This is a genomic window from Cobetia amphilecti, from assembly GCF_032923285.1.
Taxonomy (GTDB): Bacteria; Pseudomonadota; Gammaproteobacteria; order Pseudomonadales; family Halomonadaceae; genus Cobetia; species Cobetia amphilecti.
On record NZ_CP136695.1, the window covers coordinates 96,582 to 114,836 of the forward strand.

Annotated in this window: 15 protein-coding genes and 1 tRNA gene; 6 read left to right on the forward strand and 10 right to left on the reverse strand. The window is 64.7% G+C overall.

What is annotated here, in order from left to right:
* Positions 1-35: 35 nt before the first annotated feature.
* The 8 genes from ileS to rplU all read right to left on the reverse strand — a co-directional run bounded on the left by ileS (position 36) and on the right by rplU (position 9,788).
* A complete protein-coding gene (gene ileS / locus R1T44_RS00440) occupies positions 36-2,867 on the reverse strand; it encodes an isoleucine--tRNA ligase (RefSeq protein ID WP_317292370.1) in 2,832 nt (943 codons plus the stop codon).
* Between the two features lie 11 nt (positions 2,868-2,878).
* Positions 2,879-4,012, reverse strand: a complete 1,134-nt coding sequence (ribF, locus tag R1T44_RS00445) for a bifunctional riboflavin kinase/FAD synthetase (RefSeq protein WP_317292371.1) — start codon at positions 4,010-4,012, stop codon at positions 2,879-2,881.
* A gap of 134 nt (positions 4,013-4,146) precedes the next feature.
* Positions 4,147-5,643 (reverse strand): murein biosynthesis integral membrane protein MurJ, encoded by a 1,497-nt coding sequence (gene murJ / locus R1T44_RS00450; protein WP_240916802.1) that lies wholly within the window; start codon positions 5,641-5,643, stop codon positions 4,147-4,149.
* 279 nt (positions 5,644-5,922) lie between these two features.
* Positions 5,923-6,189, reverse strand: a complete 267-nt coding sequence (gene rpsT / locus R1T44_RS00455) for a 30S ribosomal protein S20 (RefSeq protein WP_043335965.1) — start codon at positions 6,187-6,189, stop codon at positions 5,923-5,925.
* Positions 6,190-6,478: 289 nt separating this feature from the next.
* Positions 6,479-7,660 (reverse strand): glutamate 5-kinase, encoded by a 1,182-nt coding sequence (proB, locus tag R1T44_RS00460; protein WP_107335842.1) that lies wholly within the window; start codon positions 7,658-7,660, stop codon positions 6,479-6,481.
* A gap of 203 nt (positions 7,661-7,863) precedes the next feature.
* Positions 7,864-9,060: an Obg family GTPase CgtA gene (gene cgtA / locus R1T44_RS00465; protein WP_043335967.1), complete on the reverse strand. Its 1,197-nt coding sequence runs from the start codon at positions 9,058-9,060 to the stop codon at positions 7,864-7,866.
* 125 nt (positions 9,061-9,185) lie between these two features.
* On the reverse strand, positions 9,186-9,443 hold the full coding sequence (rpmA, locus tag R1T44_RS00470; protein ID WP_043335969.1) for a 50S ribosomal protein L27: 258 nt from the start codon (positions 9,441-9,443) through the stop codon (positions 9,186-9,188).
* A 33-nt stretch (positions 9,444-9,476) separates the two neighbouring features.
* Positions 9,477-9,788, reverse strand: coding sequence for a 50S ribosomal protein L21 (gene rplU / locus R1T44_RS00475; protein WP_043335971.1), 312 nt, complete (start codon positions 9,786-9,788; stop codon positions 9,477-9,479).
* A 283-nt stretch (positions 9,789-10,071) separates the two neighbouring features.
* On the opposite strand from rplU, the gene ispB reads away from it, so the two are divergent.
* The 3 genes from ispB to R1T44_RS00490 all read left to right on the forward strand — a co-directional run bounded on the left by ispB (position 10,072) and on the right by R1T44_RS00490 (position 11,735).
* Entirely contained in the window at positions 10,072-11,061 is a 990-nt protein-coding gene (gene ispB, locus R1T44_RS00480) for an octaprenyl diphosphate synthase (protein ID WP_107335841.1), read from the forward strand.
* 242 nt (positions 11,062-11,303) lie between these two features.
* Positions 11,304-11,380, forward strand: a tRNA-Pro gene (locus R1T44_RS00485).
* Positions 11,381-11,504: 124 nt separating this feature from the next.
* The gene (locus R1T44_RS00490) at positions 11,505-11,735 is read left to right on the forward strand and encodes a hypothetical protein (protein ID WP_317292372.1); all 231 of its coding nucleotides are present in this window, start codon (positions 11,505-11,507) and stop codon (positions 11,733-11,735) included.
* A 35-nt stretch (positions 11,736-11,770) separates the two neighbouring features.
* On the opposite strand, the gene R1T44_RS00495 is transcribed toward R1T44_RS00490, so the two are convergent.
* Positions 11,771-12,031 carry a hypothetical protein gene (locus R1T44_RS00495; protein WP_043335981.1) on the reverse strand — a complete coding sequence of 87 codons (261 nt, stop codon included), beginning with the start codon at positions 12,029-12,031 and terminating at the stop codon, positions 11,771-11,773.
* 218 nt (positions 12,032-12,249) lie between these two features.
* Between R1T44_RS00495 and R1T44_RS00500 the strand changes: the two genes are divergently transcribed.
* The 3 genes from R1T44_RS00500 to R1T44_RS00510 all read left to right on the forward strand — a co-directional run bounded on the left by R1T44_RS00500 (position 12,250) and on the right by R1T44_RS00510 (position 17,182).
* On the forward strand, positions 12,250-13,107 hold the full coding sequence (locus R1T44_RS00500) for a TlpA disulfide reductase family protein (protein ID WP_317292373.1): 858 nt from the start codon (positions 12,250-12,252) through the stop codon (positions 13,105-13,107).
* Positions 13,108-13,245: 138 nt separating this feature from the next.
* Positions 13,246-16,188, forward strand: coding sequence for an RNA polymerase-associated protein RapA (rapA, locus tag R1T44_RS00505; RefSeq protein ID WP_317292374.1), 2,943 nt, complete (start codon positions 13,246-13,248; stop codon positions 16,186-16,188).
* A 232-nt stretch (positions 16,189-16,420) separates the two neighbouring features.
* Positions 16,421-17,182 (forward strand): RluA family pseudouridine synthase, encoded by a 762-nt coding sequence (locus R1T44_RS00510; RefSeq protein ID WP_317292375.1) that lies wholly within the window; start codon positions 16,421-16,423, stop codon positions 17,180-17,182.
* Positions 17,183-17,202: 20 nt separating this feature from the next.
* Here R1T44_RS00510 and R1T44_RS00515 read toward each other — a convergent pair whose 3' ends face one another.
* Positions 17,203-18,138, reverse strand: coding sequence for a TIGR01777 family oxidoreductase (locus tag R1T44_RS00515; RefSeq protein ID WP_317292376.1), 936 nt, complete (start codon positions 18,136-18,138; stop codon positions 17,203-17,205).
* Positions 18,139-18,255 lie beyond the last annotated feature (117 nt).

The window sequence follows — 18,255 nt, forward strand, 5'->3', positions numbered from 1 at the left end:
GCGGAGGCTGAACGATGCCGCGGTCGCATCAGCGATCAAGCGAAGTGACGCGTCTCGCCTTCGCCATCCGGCAGGTTGGTCACGCAGCGGCTGCACAGCGTCGGATGTTCCGCCAGGGTGCCGACTTCCGGACGGTGGTGCCAGCAACGCTCGCACTTGGCATTCTCGCTGACCTTGACCGCCACCTTGAGGCCGGACACTTCGGTCTCTTCCGCCTCACCGGCCGCCTCGAGAGGCGCCAGGGTCACGCCGCTGGTCAGCATCACGAAGCGCAGCTCGTCGCCGAGACTTGCCAGCAGCGTGTTGAGCTCGTCATTGACGTAGAGGGTGACTTCCGCCGCCAGGCCGTTCTTGACCAGACCGGCGTTGCGCGCGCCTTCCAGCGTCTTGTTGACCGCCTGCTTGACGTGCAGCACCTGCTCCCAGAACTCACGCCCCATGGCTGCATCATCCGCCAGAGTCGTCAGGCCGGTGTAGGCCGTCTCGAGGAAGATGGTGTCCTTGCGCGGGCCCGGGATGTTGGCGTAGATCTCTTCACCGGTGAAGGAGAGGATCGGCGCCATCCAGCGTGCCAGCGCCTCGATCACGTGATAAAGCGCCGTCTGGCAGCTACGACGCGCACGCGAGTTCGGCTGCGTGGTGTACTGGCGGTCCTTGATGACATCCAGATAGAAGCCGCCCAGCTCACGCGAGCAGAAGGTCAGCACCTGCTGATAGATGTCGAGGAAGCGGTATTCCTCGTAGGCCAGTTCGACACGTGCCTGCAGCTGGGCGGCACGATCGACCACCCACTGGTCCAGCGCCAGCATGTCGTCAAAGGCCAGCGCATCACGCTCGGGTTCGAAGCCGTTCAGATTGGACAGCAGGAAGCGCGAGGTGTTGCGGATACGACGATAGGCATCGGCGGTCCGCTTGAGGATCTCGTCCGAGACGGCCATCTCGCCGGAGTAGTCATTGGAGGACACCCACAGGCGCAGGATGTCGGCGCCGAGCTTGTCCATCACCTGCTGCGGCGCGACCACGTTGCCGACGGACTTGGACATCTTGCGACCCTGCGCATCCACGGTGAAACCGTGAGTCAGCAGCGCCTTGTAGGGCGCGTGACCGTCGATGGCACAGCCGGTCAGCAGTGACGAGTGGAACCAGCCACGGTGCTGGTCGGAGCCTTCCAGGTACAGGTCGGCACGCGGACCTTCCTCATGACCATGCGGGTGCGAGCCACGCAGCACATGCCAGTGGGTCGTCCCGGAGTCGAACCACACGTCCAGCGTGTCAGTGACCTTCTCGTAGTTCTCGGCCTCATCGCCCAGCAGCTCCTGGCTGTCGAGTGACCACCAGGCATCGATGCCGTGCTCGGCGACGCGATCGGCGACCGCTTCCATCAGCGCCACGCTGTCGGGGTGCAGCTCCCCCGTCGCGCGATGCAGGAACAGCGGGATCGGCACGCCCCAGTTGCGCTGACGCGAGATGCACCAGTCCGGACGGTTGGCGATCATGCTCTTCAGACGCGCCTGCCCCCACGCCGGGATGAAGGCGGTGTCCTCGATGGCGGACAGCGCCTTGTCACGCAAAGTCACGCCGTCGGTGCCGGCAATGTCCATGCCGACGAACCACTGGGCCGTCGCGCGATAGATGACCGGCGTCTTGTGGCGCCAGCAGTGCATGTAGCTGTGGCTGATCTTCTCGTGCGCCATCAGCGCGCCGAGCTCTTCCAGACGCGCGACGATGTTCGGGTTGGCCTTCCAGATGAACTGGCCACCGAATTCCGGCAGGTCCGGCACGTAGACGCCGTTGCCCTGCACCGGGCTTTCGATCTCGTCGAAGCTCATGCCGTAACGACGGCAGGTATGGAAGTCATCCTCGCCGTAGGCCGGCGCGGAGTGGACGATACCGGTACCGGCGCCAGTCTCGACGTAGTCGGCCAGATAGACCGGCGACAGACGATCGTAGATCGGGTGACGGAAGTTGATCAGCTCCAGCGCCGCGCCATTGACGGTCGCCAGCGTCTCGCCGCTCAGGCCGAAGCGCGCCAGGCTGTCCTCGACCAGTTCCTCGGCGAGCACCAGCAGGCGCTCGCCGGTGTCGACCAGCGAGTAGACGAAGTCCGGGTGAACGTTGAGCGCCTGGTTGGCCGGGATGGTCCACGGGGTGGTGGTCCAGATCACGATCGCCGCCGGCTTGCTTAGTGACTCGAGGCCGAAGGCCTTGGCCAGCGCCGCGCTATCGTCTGCCGCGAAGGCGACGTCGATGGCATCAGAGGTCTTGTCGGCGTACTCGACTTCCGCTTCCGCCAGTGCAGAGCCGCAGTCGAAGCACCAGTTGACCGGCTTCAGGCCCTTGAAGACATAACCGCCCTTGACCATCTCGGCCAGCGCACGGATCTCGCCGGCTTCATTGGCGAAGTCCATGGAGCGATACGGGTTGCCCCAGTCACCGACGATGCCGAGACGGATGAACTCGTGCTTCTGGCCTTCCACCTGCACGCCGGCGTATTCACGGCAGAGATGACGCGCCTTCTCGGACTCGAGGTGCTTGCCGTGGGTCGTCTCGACCTTGTGCTCGATGGGCAGACCATGACAGTCCCAACCCGGCACGTAAGGCGCGTCGAAGCCCGCCATCGTCTTGGACTTGACGATGATGTCCTTGAGAATCTTGTTGACGGCATGACCGATGTGAATATTGCCGTTGGCATAGGGAGGGCCGTCGTGGAGCACGAAGCTCGGACGGCCCTTGCCTGCTTCACGCAGACGCGCGTAGAGGTCAATCTCGTTCCAGCGTGCCAGTTGGTCCGGCTCACGCTTGGGGAGATTGCCGCGCATCGGGAAGTCGGTATCGGGCAGATTCAAAGTGTGCTTGTAGTCGCTCATAGCCTTTCGGGTCAGCCGTCGTGGGGGCGGGAAGCCTGGGCTTCCCGAGCTGTGGAATCAGACACCTCAGCAGTGCCGTGTAAGGGTGCCGTCGGCGCATCCGTCATCAGTGCGCTCAGCGGACGGCTGGCCAGCGGCAGGTCAGCCATCGAGGTCATGCAATCGAGCAACGCCTGCTCATCACCGGCAGGCGTCTCGCCCGCGGCCAGCGCGAAGAAGCGCTTCGCCAGGGCGATGTCGGCGTAGATGGCGGCCTTGAGGGCTTCCAGGCCATCGAAGCGCTGTTCACCGCGCAGGAAGGCGCAGAAGCTGACGCGCATCGACTGCCCATAGAGGTCTTCCGCGAAGTCCAGCAGATGGACCTCGAGCACCGGCCGCGGCGTGCCGACCGTCGGGCGCCAGCCGATGTTGGCCACCGCCGGACAGTCGCGGCCGTCGGCAAGGTGCGCCATCACCGCGTAGACGCCGGAGACCGCCAGCGGCGCATTCGGCAGCGGCAGGTTGGCGGTCGGCACGCCCAGCGTGCGGCCCAGCTGGCGGTCCGCGACCACGCGTCCCTGCCAGTGGTGGGCACGCCCCAGCAACCGGGCGGCCAGCGCCATGTCGCCTGCGGCCAGCACCTCACGCACGCGGGTGCTGGAAACACGCTCACCGGCGATCTCGAAGGTGCGGGTATGCTCCACCGCGAAGCCTTCGGCGGCGCCGATGCGTTCCAGCAGCGCGAAGTCTCCGGCGCGATCGCAGCCGAAGCGGAAGTCGTCACCGACCACCAGATGACGCACGCCGAGCCCATCGATCAGCACCTGCTCGATGAACTCACGTGCCGACAGCGAGCGCAGCGTCTCATTGAAGGGCAGACACAGTACGCGCTCGGCGCCATGGCTACCCAGCAGACGCACCTTGTCCGCCAGACGCGTCAGCCGCGGCGGCGCCTTGTCACCCGCGAAGAACTCACGCGGCTGCGGCTCGAACACCACCACCGTGGCGGGCAGGCCATAGGCCGCCGCGCGCTCGCGAAGTTGCTCCAGAATCGCCTGGTGGCCGAGATGCACGCCATCGAAATTGCCGATGGTGGCCACGCAGCCGCGACTGCCATCCTGCTTGCGCAGGCGGGCGAGATTGTGGAGTCCTCTGATCAAGTCCATGCGTGCATCACACAAGCCGCCGAAAGTGGTCGATTATAGCGAAGGGGCACGGCGCTGACAGCCACCGTTGCCCCGCCAGGGAGAAAACAGCTGGAACCGGGGGCACCAACCTACATGGCACCCCGGCAGCAGACTCAGCTCTGCATGCGGAAATGGCGCGGGCGGACACCGCACAGCCCCAACCACACCGCATAGGCCAGTACACCGCCGACGACCAGCGCTCCCATCATCGCACAGCGCTCCCACAGGCCCCAACCAAGCCAGGTGGTCCAGTCCGGTGACAGCCACATCAGGCCGCCGCCCATCAGGGCGCAACCGCCGATCAGGGTCAGCGAATAGCGTCCCCAGCCGGGCTGGAAGCGCAGCACGCCGTCACGATACAGGCCGCGTGCCAGCAGGCCCGCATTGAGGAAGGCCGACAGCGCCGTGGCCAGCGCGAGCCCGGCGTGCGCCAGCGGCACGATCAGCGCCAGGTTGAAGGCCATGTTGGCGACCATCGCGATGATACCGATCTTGACCGGCGTTTTCGTGTCCTGACGTGCATAGAAGCCCGGCGCCAGCACCTTGATCAACATGAAGGCCAGCAGACCGAAGCTGTAGGCACGCAGACTCTGGGCCGACATCACCACATCGTTGTCGGTCATCGCGCCGTAGTGGAACAGCGTGATCAGCAGCGGTTCGGCCAGCACGCCGAGCGCCAGCGCCGCCGGCACACCGATCAACAGCACCGAGCGCAGCGCCCAGTCGAGCATCTTCTGGAAGTGCTCCAGTGATTGCTCGGCGTGGCGCTTGGAGAGCGCCGGCAGGATCACCGTCCCGATGGCGATGCCGATGATGCCCAGCGGCAACTCGACCAGACGGTCGGAGTAATAGAGCCACGACACGCTGCCGGTGACCAGGAACGAGGCCAGCACGGTATCCAGCAGCAGATTGATCTGCGAGACCGAGACACCGAACAGCGCCGGGGTCATCAACCTGAGGATGCGGCGCACGCCTTCATGGGCGAAATTCGGCCATGGCTTGGGCATCAGGCCAAGCCGCAGCAGGAACGGCACCTGGAACAGCAGCTGCACGCCACCTGCGATCAGCACGCCCCAGGCCAGCGCCATGGCGGGTGTCTCGAAGCGCGGGGCCAGCAACAGTGCCGCACCGATCAGGCTCAGGTTGAGCAGTACCGGCGTGATGGCCGGCACCGCAAAGCGATTCCAGGTATTGAGCACGCTGCCCGCGAAGGCGGTCAGCGAGATCAGCAGCAGATACGGGAAGGTCAGGCGCAGCATGTCGCCGGTCAGCGCCAGCTTGCCGGCATCGTCACCGAACCCGGGCGCGAAGACCCACACCAGCCAGGGTGCGCACAGCATCGCAAGCGCGGTGATCAACGCGAGTATGACGCCAAGACTGCCGCTGACGGCGTCCAGCAACTCGCGGACCTCTTCCCGTGTCCGGCGAGTCGCATACTCCGACAGCACCGGAATGAAGGCCTGGTTGAAGGCACCCTCGGCAAACAGGCGGCGCATGAAGTTGGGGATCTTGAAGGCGACGAAGAAGGCGTCCGCCCCGCTGCCGGCACCCAGCAGGGATGCGATGGTCACATCGCGCGCCAGTCCCAGCACGCGCGACAGCATCGTCATCACGCTGACGATCAACCCGGAGCGCAACAGACCACCCCGCACCGGCAGGCTGTCGCCCGAGCGGGTCTCGCCCTGGGCACTCGCCTGTGAAGCGGACTGCGCGGCGGCCTCGGCCTTGCCATCTTCTCCCCTGACTTCCTTCTCGCCTGCGGGCGACTCATCCTGCGGCTTGCTCACCCTGACACCCCTCTCGCTTCCCTGACCTGACACCGATGTCATCCACTCGACAGACAGACACAAAAAAACCGGCCGAAGCCGGTTTTTTCACACTCACACGTCTTAGACAGCCAGTGCCTTGACGCGAGTGTTCAGACGGCTCTTCAGACGAGCGGCCTTCTTCTTGGACAGAATGTCCTTGTCGGCGTAACGGTCGAGGACCTTCTGCGCGACATTGAAAGCGGCCATGGAAGCAGCGTGATCGCCAGTCTTGACGGTCTTCAGCACGTTCTTGATGCTGGTACGCACGGCGGAACGCTGTGCGGAGTTGTGCTGACGACGAACTTCAGCCTGACGAGCGCGCTTACGTGCTTGCTTGGAATTTGCCACTTTGATGCTCCTTATGAGTCCACCCGTAGGCGCGTACTCATGAACTTGAATTTGGAAGACGTTGTCGCACCGCGACAGCGAGTCCGATCACCTCTCGCCTTTCGACACTGATGTGAAGACTTTCGAGAAATCAGCGACTTGACGTGGAAGCCCCGTCAAACCTTCGCCATCGGGGCGGACCAGCACCCGACAGGACGGCAGAGTCTAGCATGACCCGAGCGCATATCGCCAGTCTGAGCTTGCCTGCGCAGGAGTCGGGCACAGAGCTAGGAAGCAGGCCTCATGGGTGCTACAGCACGATGAGGTTGTCGCGGTGGATCAGTTCCGGCGCCTCGATATAGCCCAGCGTGGCTTCGATCTGGTGGCTGGGCAGGCCGAGAATCCGCCCGGCATCTTCGGCGCTGTAATTCACCAGTCCCTTGGCGATGCGCTGACCGGATTCATCGACGCACTGCACCAGGTCACCGCGCTTGAAGGCGCCCTCGATCTTCCTGACGCCCACCGGCAACAGGCTGGAGCCACGCGTGGTCAACACATTGACGGCGCCGGCATCCAGCGTCAGGGTGCCGCGCACCTGCAGCTGCCCCGCGATCCAGCGCTTGCGCGCCGCGATCGGCGCATGCTCCGGCAAGAGGAGCGTGCCGAAGCGCTCACCGGAAGCCAGCCGGGTGATCACCTCGGGCTGACGACCAGAGGCGATCACGGTCAATGCGCCACTGCGCGCCGCCAGACGCGCCGCACGCACCTTGGTCGCCATGCCGCCACGCCCGAGCACGCCACCGCCGCCGGCCACCTTGACCAGTATCGGGTCATCGGCCTGGGCTTCCTCGATCAGGCTGGCCGCCGGATCATGCCGCGGGTCGGCATCATAGAGGCCTTCCTGATCGGTGAGCAGCAACAGCGCATCGGCCTCGAGCAGGTTGGCGACCAGCGCGCCGAGAGTGTCGTTGTCGCCGAAGCGGATCTCGTCGGTGACCACGGTGTCGTTCTCGTTGATCACCGGCACCACCCGCAGGTCGACCAGGGTGCGCAGCGCCGAGCGTGCATTCAGGTAGCGCTTGCGGTTGGAGAGGTCATCGTGGGTCAGCAGAATCTGCGCCGTGGTCAGGCCATGACGATGGAAATGCTCTTCATAGCACTGGGTCAGGCCGTTCTGACCGACCGCCGCTGCCGCCTGCAGTTCATGCACGCCGCTGGGGCGAGCCGACCAGCCCAGCCGCGACATGCCGACCGCGATCGCCCCGGAGGACACCACGATCACCTCGACACCCCGCGCGTGCAGCGCCGCGATCTGATCGACCCAACGGCCGATACCGGCATCATCCAGCCCGCGGCCGTCATCGGTCAGCAGCGCACTGCCGATCTTGACCACCACGCGTCGTGCATTGGCCAAGGCCTCGCGCCCCGATTGACTGCCCAGTTCCGCCACTTCCGCCACCTTCTGCTCCGACACCGCGCTCTCTCCTGTCATGTAATCCCTCGCCCGGCAGGCTCTGCCTCCCTGCTTGCCATTGTCTGCTCCCGCCAGCCCGCTGTCATCACTCCTCGCCGGCCCCGACAACGAAAACGCCCCGCCGCGAGACCATGAGGTTCGGGGCGGGGCGTGAATCGCGAAGCGGGTCGCTCGTCACTCGGTGACTGCCGCGCAGGACAGCCACCGGACGAACTGAGACCTCAGGGCGCGTATTCGACTTCGACGTCGTAATCGTCGTCATTGAAGTCGTCATCGTCCTCTTCTTCGTCATCCTTCTTGCGCTTGCGACGTGTCAGGCGCTCTTCAGCGCGCTCCAGCGACTCGTTCTCCATGCGCGCCAGCAGGGCGGCATGCGCCTCGGCAGCTTCCGGATCTTCCGCCAGCTGCAGGCGTTGCTCGCCCAGCCAGCGGTGAGCGGCCTGCACCAGCTCCTGAGTGCCGATACCGCTGGCCGCGGAGACGACGAACAGCTCGCCCTCCCAGCCCAGGCGCTCGACGAGATCCTTGACCATCGCGTCGCGATCATCCTCGGGCAGCAGGTCGATCTTGTTGATCACCAGCCAGCGCGGCAGCTCCGTCAGTGCCGCGGAGAAGTTCTTGAGCTCCTTGAGGATCGCCTCGACCGCATAGGCCGGGTCGCTCTCATCAAAGGGCGCAATATCCACCACATGCAGCAACAGGCGCGTACGCGTGAGGTGCTTGAGGAAGCGCAGACCCAGGCCAGCGCCGTCAGCAGCACCTTCGATCAGACCGGGGATATCGGCCATCACGAAGTGCTGGTGGCTACCGATCTTCACGACACCGAGGTTCGGCACCAGGGTGGTGAACGGGTAGTTGGCGACCTTGGGCTTGGCGGCGGAGACGGCGCGGATCAGCGTCGACTTGCCGGCATTCGGCATGCCGAGCAGACCGACATCTGCCATCACCTTCATCTCGAAACGCAGGTTGCGACGCTCACCCCAGGTTCCCTTGGAGGTCTGGCGCGGCGCGCGGTTGGTCGAGGACTTGAAGTGGATGTTACCCAGGCCACGACGTCCGCCCTGCGCGACCAGCAACAGCTGACCGATTTCCGTCACGTCACCGATGATCTCGAGGGTTTCCTCGTCGATCACGGTGGTGCCGACCGGCACCTTGACGATCAGATCCTCGCCCGCCTTGCCTGCCATCTGGCGGCCTTGACCGGCATCGCCGCTCTCCGCCTGATAGTAGCGCTGGAACTTGAAGTCGATCAGGGTATTGAGGGAGTCATCCCCGATCAGGTACACACTGCCGCCGTGCCCGCCGTCGCCCCCATCGGGACCACCGCGCGGCACGTATTTTTCACGGCGAAAACTCAGGCAACCATTGCCGCCACGTCCGGCCTCTACAATGATCGACGCTTCATCAAGGAACTGCATGCTGCTCTCTCCTGACGACGACCCGGGCCGTCATGCGACAAAAAAGCCCCGCCTGAGCGGGGCTTCCTTGCAGACTGCCATGCGACACCGGGGCATCGAGCAGTCTGCGTAAGCTGTCAGACGTTTCAGGCAGAAACGATGCTGACGAACTTGCGGTTCTTCGGACCCTTGGTCTCGAACTTCACGTGGCCGTCGGCCAGCGCGAAGAGAGTGTGGTCCTTGCCGATGCCGACGCCAGTACCAGCGTGGAAACGGGTGCCGCGCTGACGCACGATGATGTTGCCGGCGATAGCCGCTTGGCCACCGAACAGCTTCACACCAAGGCGCTTGGATTCAGAATCGCGACCGTTGCGGGTAGAGCCCGCCGCCTTCTTATGTGCCATTGGATAATTCTCCTATGGTGGGTAGCACTGCAATTAAGCAGAGATACCAGTGATCTTGACTTCGGTGAACCACTGACGGTGGCCCGCACGACGCATGGAGTGCTTCCGGCGACGGAACTTGATGATGGTGACCTTGTCGCCACGGCCGTGAGACACGACCTCGGCAGAAACCTTGGCACCTTCAACCAGCGGAGCGCCGACCTTGATGTCGTCGCCTTCAGCGACCATCAGGACTTCGTCAAACTGGATAGCTTCGCCAGTCGCGACTTCAAGCTTCTCGAGCTTCAGGGTCTGGCCTTCCTGAACGCGGTACTGCTTGCCACCGCTCTTGATAACTGCGTACATGATTCTCTCCATCGGACTCATCAAGGGTGTGCTCTTGGGTGGCCTGCTGCGAGTGGCGCCCCTTCTGGAGCCATCTGACAGGGAGCGGGATGAGTCACGGCCGCGTATTATAGCGCCACGTGCCGCGACCGACAAGCAATGTCAAGGTTTACGCGACCAATCGGCCGCCAGCCAGCGTCCTTGCGCGGGTGCACGCCTTGACGGCCATAGGGGTGCCCCATAGCATTACCGCCAAACGGCACGCCACGGCGGCCTCACCTCTCGCTACGGGCACGACGATCTCATGCAAGCCGACGCATCGACCCTTCACGCGGCAGTGGCAGATGACTTCGCCGCCGTCGACCGCACCATCCTCGCGCAGCTCGAGTCGCGCGTGCCGCTGGTCCAGACCATCGGTCAGTACATCATCCAGAGTGGTGGCAAACGCCTGCGCCCGGTACTGGTGCTGCTGGCAGCCCGCGCGCTGGGCTATCAAGGCGAGAAACACGTCCATCTGGCCGCGCTGATCGAATTCATGCACACCTCGACCCTGCTGCACGATGATGTCGTGGATGAATCCAGCCTGCGGCGTGGCCGCTCCACCGCCAATGACACCTGGGGCAATGCGCCTTCGGTGCTGGTCGGTGACTTCCTCTATTCACGCTCCTTCCAGATGATGGTCGAAGTCGGCTCGATGGACGTGATGGCGATTCTCTCCGCCGCCACCTGCACCATCGCCGAGGGCGAAGTCCTGCAGCTGACCAACATCGGCAATGCCGACATTGATGAAGCCGCCTACTTCGAGACCATCCACGGCAAGACCGCCATGCTGTTCGAGGCGGCCGCACATGCCGGCGCGATTCTGGCCAGGGAAACCGACGACACCGTCACCCCGGCACAGGTCAGCGCGCTGCAGAACTATGGCCGCTACCTGGGCCTCGCCTTCCAGCTGATCGATGATCTGCTCGACTATCAGGGCGATGCCGAGACCATGGGCAAGAACGTCGGTGATGACCTGGCCGAAGGCAAGCCGACCCTGCCGTTGATTCGCGCCATGCAGGTCGGAAGCCCGGCCCAGGCCAGTCTGGTGCGCGGCGCCATCGAGAAAGGTGGGTTGGAGCAGCTCGACGAGGTACTGGAAGTGGTGCGCCTCACGGGTGGCCTCGACTATACCCGCAGCCGTGCCCAGGAGATGGCCGACAACGCCCTGAACGAGCTCAAGGCACTGCCGGAGAGCGAATTCCGCGACAGCCTCGAGCGCATCGCGCTGTTGAGCGTCGGCCGCCAGGCCTGATACCCGCATGGTGATGGCCTGCCTGGCAGGTCGTCAGCCAGTGGGTCAGTCAGTCCATCATGACAGCAGAAAAGCGCCGCCAACGTGGCGAGAAGCGCCGGCAGGATGAGATGAAGAGAAGCGCGCTTCTCGACAGCGGAACTGTCCCTTGAGACTCAGATAAAACTTTTTGACCTCAAGGGCTTGCAAAGCAAAGCTGCCTGCGTATAATTCACCTCCGTCGAGACAAGCTCACGACGCATCGGAGTATAGCTCAGCTTGGTAGAGCGCTGCCTTCGGGAGGCAGAGGTCGTAGGTTCGAATCCTGCTACTCCGACCAGATATATGAAAAAGCCGCTGATCACTGATCAGCGGCTTTTTTGATGCTGGAAGGTTTTTCCTGCCTCACAAGCCTGCTTCTGCTTGCTCGCGTCTGCGACGCGCTACATCCCTCAGGATGCCCCATGCACACACTGCGTCTTGCCTTGCTGTCCCTGCTGCTGACCTCACTGCTCTCCGCCTGCGCCAGCCCGCGCGCCCAATGGGAAAAGCCCGGCGCCAACAGCACACAAGCCCACAATACCTATGCGGGCTGCCAGTACGAGCTTGGCCTGACCGACAAGCCCGCCAACGAGAAGCAGACACTGCTGAAATACTGCATGGAGCGCGACGGCTACCGCCTGCAGAGTTACTGATTCATGGCGCGCACTGAACCATATCGAGCGGCGAGTCAGTCGGACATCCAGCTGTCACTCGCCTTGCGGGCCCGCTCGCGACCAGCACGTTCACGGTCGCGGCGGGCCTTTTGCTTGAGGTAGTAACTGCGCAGGGCAAGGCCGAGACCGAAGGCCAGCATCAGGGCGAACACCAGCCCCTGCCAGGGGCGGGCGGCATCGCCAAGCCAGGTCTCCAGCGCGACGATGGCGATCAGGCCGCTGGCCTGACTGGCAACGGCGATCGCACGGCTACGGTCATAATGATGTGACAGCATGGGGATATCCTTGCAGCGTCCTCGGCGGCAGAGCAATGCTCAGCGCGAGGCGTGGATGTCGAAGTCCGTCGATTATCGCATACTCGAGCCTCGCGACTGCAGCGCCTGCTGAGCGTTTGCCAAGCGCCTGCCGAGCGCCTGCCGAGCGCTTGCCACATACAGGCCGACAGGTATTGCTGCCCCGAACGCTCCCCCGGACACCGCCAGAGGATAACCGCATGGATGCCATCGCCCTGGGCCCTGCCCTGATTTCCGTCGAACGCCTCTATGCCTTCGTGGCAGCCCTGGTGATGCTGATCGAGTTCTCGCTGCTGATTCGTCTGCTGGCACGCATGCACGCCAGGGGCACGACCGCGCCCGCTCACGATTCTCCCCCGCTGAGCCCCTCGCGCTGGTTCAATCGCATGCTGGTCAGCTGGGTGATCGGTGCGCGCCTCACTCATGTCGCACTGCACTGGGCAAGTTATCAGCAGGCACCGCTGGATATCCTCAAGCTGTGGCAATCGGGCTACCACCTGCTCGGCGGCATGCTGGCCGCGACCCTGGCCAGCCTGTGGCTGTTGCGCCGGCATGGCGCGATTCGCCAGGTCATCGCGCTGGGCAGTCTGACCCTGGGGCTGACCGCCTTCCTCAGCCTCAAGCAACTCGACCCGCTGGGCAATGACTCCGCCATCGAGGCGATGCCTGCCATCACCCTCAATCATCTGGATCGCCGCCCCGTCGCGCTGAATGACATCCGGGACGAGCGCGTAATCGTCAATCTGTGGGCCACCTGGTGCCCGCCCTGCCGGCGCGAGATGCCACTGCTGGCAGAGGCCGATCAGACCCCCGGCGTCACCGTGGTACTCGCCAATCAGGGCGAGCAGGCACTGGCGGTGACCCGCTTTCTGCAAAGCGAACAGCTGACGCTCGAGTACGCGCTGCTCGACCCCGCCATGCAACTGATGGCGCTGGCCGAGGCGCAGGGACTGCCCGCGACCCTCGTCTTCGATGGCGACGGACAGCTGATCGAGCGTCATATCGGCGAGCTGAGCCGCGCCCAGCTGGACACCCTGCTACCGGCGTCACGGCCATAGAGCGACACGCCGCTGGCCTCGCTCGGTGCGACAAAGACGCTCGCCGCAAGAAAAGGCGCTTAAGCCACGGCGTCTGATCCGGTAAGATACCGCGCCCCTGTATTCCCGATTCCCGTCTTTGTCCTACCCCGAGGCTTCATGAGCGACTTCATTCCCGGTCAGCGCTGGATCAGTGACGGCGAGGCTGATCTCGGCCTTGGCACCATCCTCAATGTCGACTTCCGCACCGTCACCGTGCTCTTTGCCGCCAGCGAAGAAACCCGCACCTACAGTCTGCGCGAAGCGCCCCTTACCCGGGTGGCCTTCGGCAATGGCGACCGCATCCAGTCCGACGATGGCGAATGGCTGATCGTCGATGACTTCAAGGAAGTGCGCGGCCAGATCGTCTACATCTGTGAACGCGGCGGCGAGCATGCCGGCGAGCTCATCGAGCTTCCCGAAGCCCGCCTGAACGACAAGATGCAGTTCAATCAGGCGCGTGACCGCCTGCTGACCGGCCAGGTCGACCGCAATGACTGGTTCGACCTGCGCTACCGCACCCTGCGCCACTTCCATCGTGTCGAGCAGAGCCCGGCGCTGGGCCTGTCCGGCCCCAAGGTCGATCTGGTGCCGCACCAGCTGTACATCGCCGATGAAGTCTCGCGCCGTCACGCACCGCGCGTACTGCTGGCCGATGAAGTCGGCCTCGGCAAGACCATCGAAGCCGGCCTGATCCTGCACCGCCTGCTGCTCAGCGGCCGCGCCAGCCGTGCGCTGATCCTGGTACCGGCGAGCCTGACCCATCAGTGGCTGGTCGAGATGCTGCGCCGCTTCGCGCTGGATGTCTCGCTGCTCGACGAGGAGCAGTGCAAGGCCTACGGCACGCGCAACCCCTTCGAAGGCAACCAGATCATTCTGGCCAGCCAGGACTGGCTGTTCGCCAACCCGTCGCGTCAGGTCCAGGCTGCCGCCTGCGATTGGGACATGCTGATCGTCGATGAGGCCCACCACCTCGACTGGAGCGAAGACAAGGTCGGCCCGGGCTACGCCTGTGTCGAATCCCTCGCTCGCCAGACCGCCGGTGTGCTGCTGCTGACCGCCACGCCGGAGCAGATGGGGCTCGAGAGCCACTTCGCGCGCCTGCGCCTGCTCGACCCGGAGCGCTATCACGACATCGAGCGCTTCAAGGCCGAGGAACAGGGCTATGTCGCCGTCGCCAGCGCCATCGATGCCCTGGAAGCGCTGCCCGCCGATCAGTCCGGTCTCGACAGCCTCGCCAGCGTGCTGGATGACAGCGACAGCCGCGCCCTGCTCGACACCCTGATGGACAGCGATGCCGACGATACCCAGCGCGACAGCGCGCGTCGCCAGCTGCGCGACCAGCTGCTCGATCGCCACGGCACCGGCCGCGTGATGTTCCGCAACTCACGCACCCATGTCGCCGGCTTCCCCGAGCGTCGTCTGCACGTCCACGAGCTGGAGCTGCCCTCCTCCTACCGTCGCGTGGTGCGCAAGCTGGAGCGTGACGAGGACTATCTCGATGACCTGCTGATCGAGACCGGCATGAACCACCCCGAGGTGGTGCTGTTCCTCGACGAGATGTATCGCGCCCTGCCCGATGACCGCATGAACGCGGAACCCTGGTGGCAGATCGACCCGCGCGTCATGTGGCTGCTGGAAACCCTGACCGACCTCGGCAACGAGAAGGCGCTGGTGATCTGCCATACCGCCGATACCGCGCGTGAGCTGTCCGAAGGCCTGCGCGTGCTGGGCGGCGTGCATGCGCCGGTCTTCCATGAGGGCATGAGCCTGGTCGAGCGCGACCGTGCCGCCGCGGCCTTCGCCTCCGAAGAGGAAGGCGTGCAGCTGCTGGTGTGCTCGGAAATCGGCTCGGAAGGTCGCAACTTCCAGTTCTGTCACCACCTGGTGATGTTCGACCTGCCGGTACACCCGGACCAGCTCGAACAGCGCATCGGGCGTCTGGATCGCATCGGTCAGCAGTTCCCGATCGAGATCCACGTGCCGGTCTTCGAAGGCTCGCCGGGCGCCCAGCTGCTGCGCTGGTACCGTGACGGCATGGATGCCTTCAGCGCGCCGCACGGCATCGGCAGCGAGCTCTACGCCCAGTTCGGCGACGAGCTGGAAGAAGCCCTGCTCGACAGCGAAGAGATCGACAGCATCATCGAGCAGACCCGCGAGCGCTTCGACGCCCTGCAGGAAGAGCGTCAGTCCGGCCGCAACCGCCTGCTGGAACTCAATGCCTGCCGTCACGAGCGCGCCGAGGAAGTCATCGCCGCCATCGAGACGCTGGACAACGACAAGGCGCTGCCCGGCTATCTGGAGCGCGCCTTCGACATCTTCGGCATCGAGAGCCGGGACCTCGGCGACGGCATCACCTATCTGGCACCGGGCCCGCACATGCTCGACGGCCTGCCGGGGCTGGTGAAGGGCGAGGAAGGCTTCAGCGTCACCAGTGACCGCGCCACCGCGCTGTCACGCGAAGACGTGCAGCATCTGTCGTGGGAGCACCCGCTGGTACGCGAGATGCTGGTCCGCATCCTGGATGGCTCGATGGGCAACACCGCGCTGGCGCTGCTCAAGCACCCGGCGATTCCCGGTGGCCGCCTGATGACGGAAGTGGTGTTCCGCACCCAGTCCACCGCGCCGCGCGGCCTGCGTCTTGGCCGCTTCCTGCCGCCGACCGCCATCCGTGTCCTGCTGGATGAAACCGGCAGCAACCTGTCCGACAAGGTGTCCTTCGGCGGACTGGCCAAGAACCTCAAGCCGGTCAAGAAGGCGGTCGCGCGCGACCTGATCAAGCAGAGCCACGCCACGCTGCGCAAGCTGATGAGCGATGCCGAGCAGGAAGCCGAGCGCGAACTGCCGACCATCGTCGAGCAGGCCCAGCAGCAGATGCGCGAGCAGCTCAGTGCCGAACTGGCGCGCCTGGAAGCCCTGGCCAGCCACAACCCGGCCGTGCGCGAGGAAGAGCTCGAAGCGCTGCGTCAGGAGCGTGCCGCGCTGGATGGCGCCATCGAGACCACCCGTCTGCGTCTGGACAGCGTGCGCGTCATCGTCACCGTGGATGCCCACGAGCGTTGAGCTGACCGCAGGCGTCAGCGATGAACCTGAAACGCCCCACCTGCCATCGGCAGGTGGGGCGTTTTGCCGTGTGCGCCAGCGACAATGGTCCGCTGGACTTGCCAGATCGACCAGCGGCCGCGACAATTCCATCGCTTGCGTGTCACGATTCGCGGTCCGTCACTTGCGCCTCATCACTTCCGCTTCACCCTTTTCGTTTCATCCTATCGTTTCATTACTGCAGAGCACCCTCATGGCGAGATCATATCCAGAGAGCGACGAGGCAGCGTCAAGGCAGAGCTGGCAGGGAGAGCGCCTGGCCGAGGAAGGCGAGCGTGTCGCGAAGGTGGGGCTGTCGCTGCTGGCCGCGGGCGATGACTGGTGGGCCATCGACAAGCCGTCCGAGCTGCCCTCGGTGCCGGGGCGTGATCCCTCGCGCTTCGACAGTGTCCATTCGCGCCTGTGCCAGCTGAGCGACGACACCCGCGCCGTGCACCGTCTGGATGTGGCGACCTCCGGAGTGCTGCTGGTGGCGCGCAACGTCGAGGGCCAGCGGCGGCTGTCGCGGCTCTTCCAGTCGCGCACCATCGAGAAACGCTATCTGGCCGTGGTGGCAGGTCATCTCACGCCCGCCGAGGGCAGCATCGCCCTGCCGCTGCGCTGTGACTGGCCACGCCGCCCGCGTCAGATCGTCGACTTCACGCATGGCAAGCCGGCACTGACGCATTATCGGGTCGAGCAGCAGCTGACGCTCGAGGGCCAGCGCCCGGATGGTACGCCTCAGTCCCTCGCCGCCAGCCGTGTAGCGCTGACGCCGCATACCGGGCGCTCACACCAGCTACGCCTGCATATGTTGGCGCTCGGCCATCCGATCATCGGCGATGGCTTCTATGCGCGCGGGGCGGCTCTGAATGCCAGCCCGCGCCTGTTACTGCATGCGGCGCGCCTGGTGATTCCGCCAGCCAACGACAGCGATGCACCGCCACTGGTGCTGGAAGCGCCGCTGCCCTTCTAGCGTCGCCTTGCTGCCAAGGCTCACTTGTGTGACAGGATATCGGCGAAGGCCACGTCGAGGGTCGGATAGTCGAAGGTGAAGCCGGCAGCAAGCAGACGCGCCGGCACCATGCGGGCGCCTTCCAGCAGCAGGGTACTCATCTCCCCCAGCCCCAGCTCAAGCGCCTTGGCCGGCAGCGGCAGGATCGCCGGACGCCCCAGACCGCGCGCCAGAGCGTGGGTGAAGCCCATGTTGGTGACCGGATGCGGCGCGCTGGCATTGAAGGCACCGCTGAGACTGTCATCCGCCAGCAGGCGCTCGATGATGCGAATCATGTCGTGGCGGTGGATCCACGGCATGTAATGGCGCCCATCACCCAGCCGCCCCCCGAGCCCGAGCTTGAAGGGCGTCAGCAGCTTGGCCAGTGTGCCGCCATCGGCCTCCATCACCAGGCCAGTGCGGATGATGGCCAGTCGCACGCCGTATTCAGTGACGGGCATGGCGGCCGCTTCCCAGTCGCGACACAGGCGATGATTGAAATCGTCGTGGGGCGTCGCCTGCTCGTCGATCTCGACATCCTCCGGCTCGCCCGCCTTGGGCTGTGCGCCGTAATAGCCCATCGCCGAGCCGGACACCATCACCTGCGGCGCATGGCCTTCGGCGGCCAGCTGCTGACACAGCATCACCAGATGCTCGGTGGTCTCCAGCCGCGAACGCCGTAGCTCACGCTTGTGGTCCTCACTCCAACGCCGTCCGGCTATCGACTCCCCCGCCAGATTGACGATGCCCTCAGGCTGCCAATCCTTGAAGGCCAGTGACGAATCCGCCGCGACCACCGTCAGCCCCAGGTCGGCAAACTGGCGCTCAGCACGCTCCGGGCGGCGCGATACGACCGCCAGCGAGTGGCCCGCCGCGGCCAGTGACTGACACAGCGCCTGGCCGACGAACCCCGTTGCACCTGTTATCAATATTCGCATGTTGCCCTCCTCGGCGATGAAGCATCGAGTGTGCCGACTTCCGCCACAAATCTATACTTATATTGTACAATCATGCGCAAGAAGTTAACTTTAGCGTATCTGCTGTCGGGTCACATG

Bases quoted from the DNA above. Each gene is read 5' to 3' on its own strand.
- ileS (WP_317292370.1), bottom strand. From the start codon at position 2,867: ATGAGCGACTACAAGCACACTTTGAATCTGCCCGATACCGACTTCCCG.
- ribF (WP_317292371.1), bottom strand. From the start codon at position 4,012: ATGGACTTGATCAGAGGACTCCACAATCTCGCCCGCCTGCGCAAGCAG.
- murJ (WP_240916802.1), bottom strand. From the start codon at position 5,643: ATGACGATGCTGTCGCGCGTGCTGGGACTGGCGCGCGATGTGACCATC.
- proB (WP_107335842.1), bottom strand. From the start codon at position 7,660: ATGACAGGAGAGAGCGCGGTGTCGGAGCAGAAGGTGGCGGAAGTGGCG.
- cgtA (WP_043335967.1), bottom strand. From the start codon at position 9,060: ATGCAGTTCCTTGATGAAGCGTCGATCATTGTAGAGGCCGGACGTGGC.
- rpmA (WP_043335969.1), bottom strand. From the start codon at position 9,443: ATGGCACATAAGAAGGCGGCGGGCTCTACCCGCAACGGTCGCGATTCT.
- rplU (WP_043335971.1), bottom strand. From the start codon at position 9,788: ATGTACGCAGTTATCAAGAGCGGTGGCAAGCAGTACCGCGTTCAGGAA.
- ispB (WP_107335841.1), top strand. From the start codon at position 10,072: ATGCAAGCCGACGCATCGACCCTTCACGCGGCAGTGGCAGATGACTTC.
- R1T44_RS00490 (WP_317292372.1), top strand. From the start codon at position 11,505: ATGCACACACTGCGTCTTGCCTTGCTGTCCCTGCTGCTGACCTCACTG.
- R1T44_RS00495 (WP_043335981.1), bottom strand. From the start codon at position 12,031: ATGCTGTCACATCATTATGACCGTAGCCGTGCGATCGCCGTTGCCAGT.
- R1T44_RS00500 (WP_317292373.1), top strand. From the start codon at position 12,250: ATGGATGCCATCGCCCTGGGCCCTGCCCTGATTTCCGTCGAACGCCTC.
- rapA (WP_317292374.1), top strand. From the start codon at position 13,246: ATGAGCGACTTCATTCCCGGTCAGCGCTGGATCAGTGACGGCGAGGCT.
- R1T44_RS00510 (WP_317292375.1), top strand. From the start codon at position 16,421: ATGGCGAGATCATATCCAGAGAGCGACGAGGCAGCGTCAAGGCAGAGC.
- R1T44_RS00515 (WP_317292376.1), bottom strand. From the start codon at position 18,138: ATGCGAATATTGATAACAGGTGCAACGGGGTTCGTCGGCCAGGCGCTG.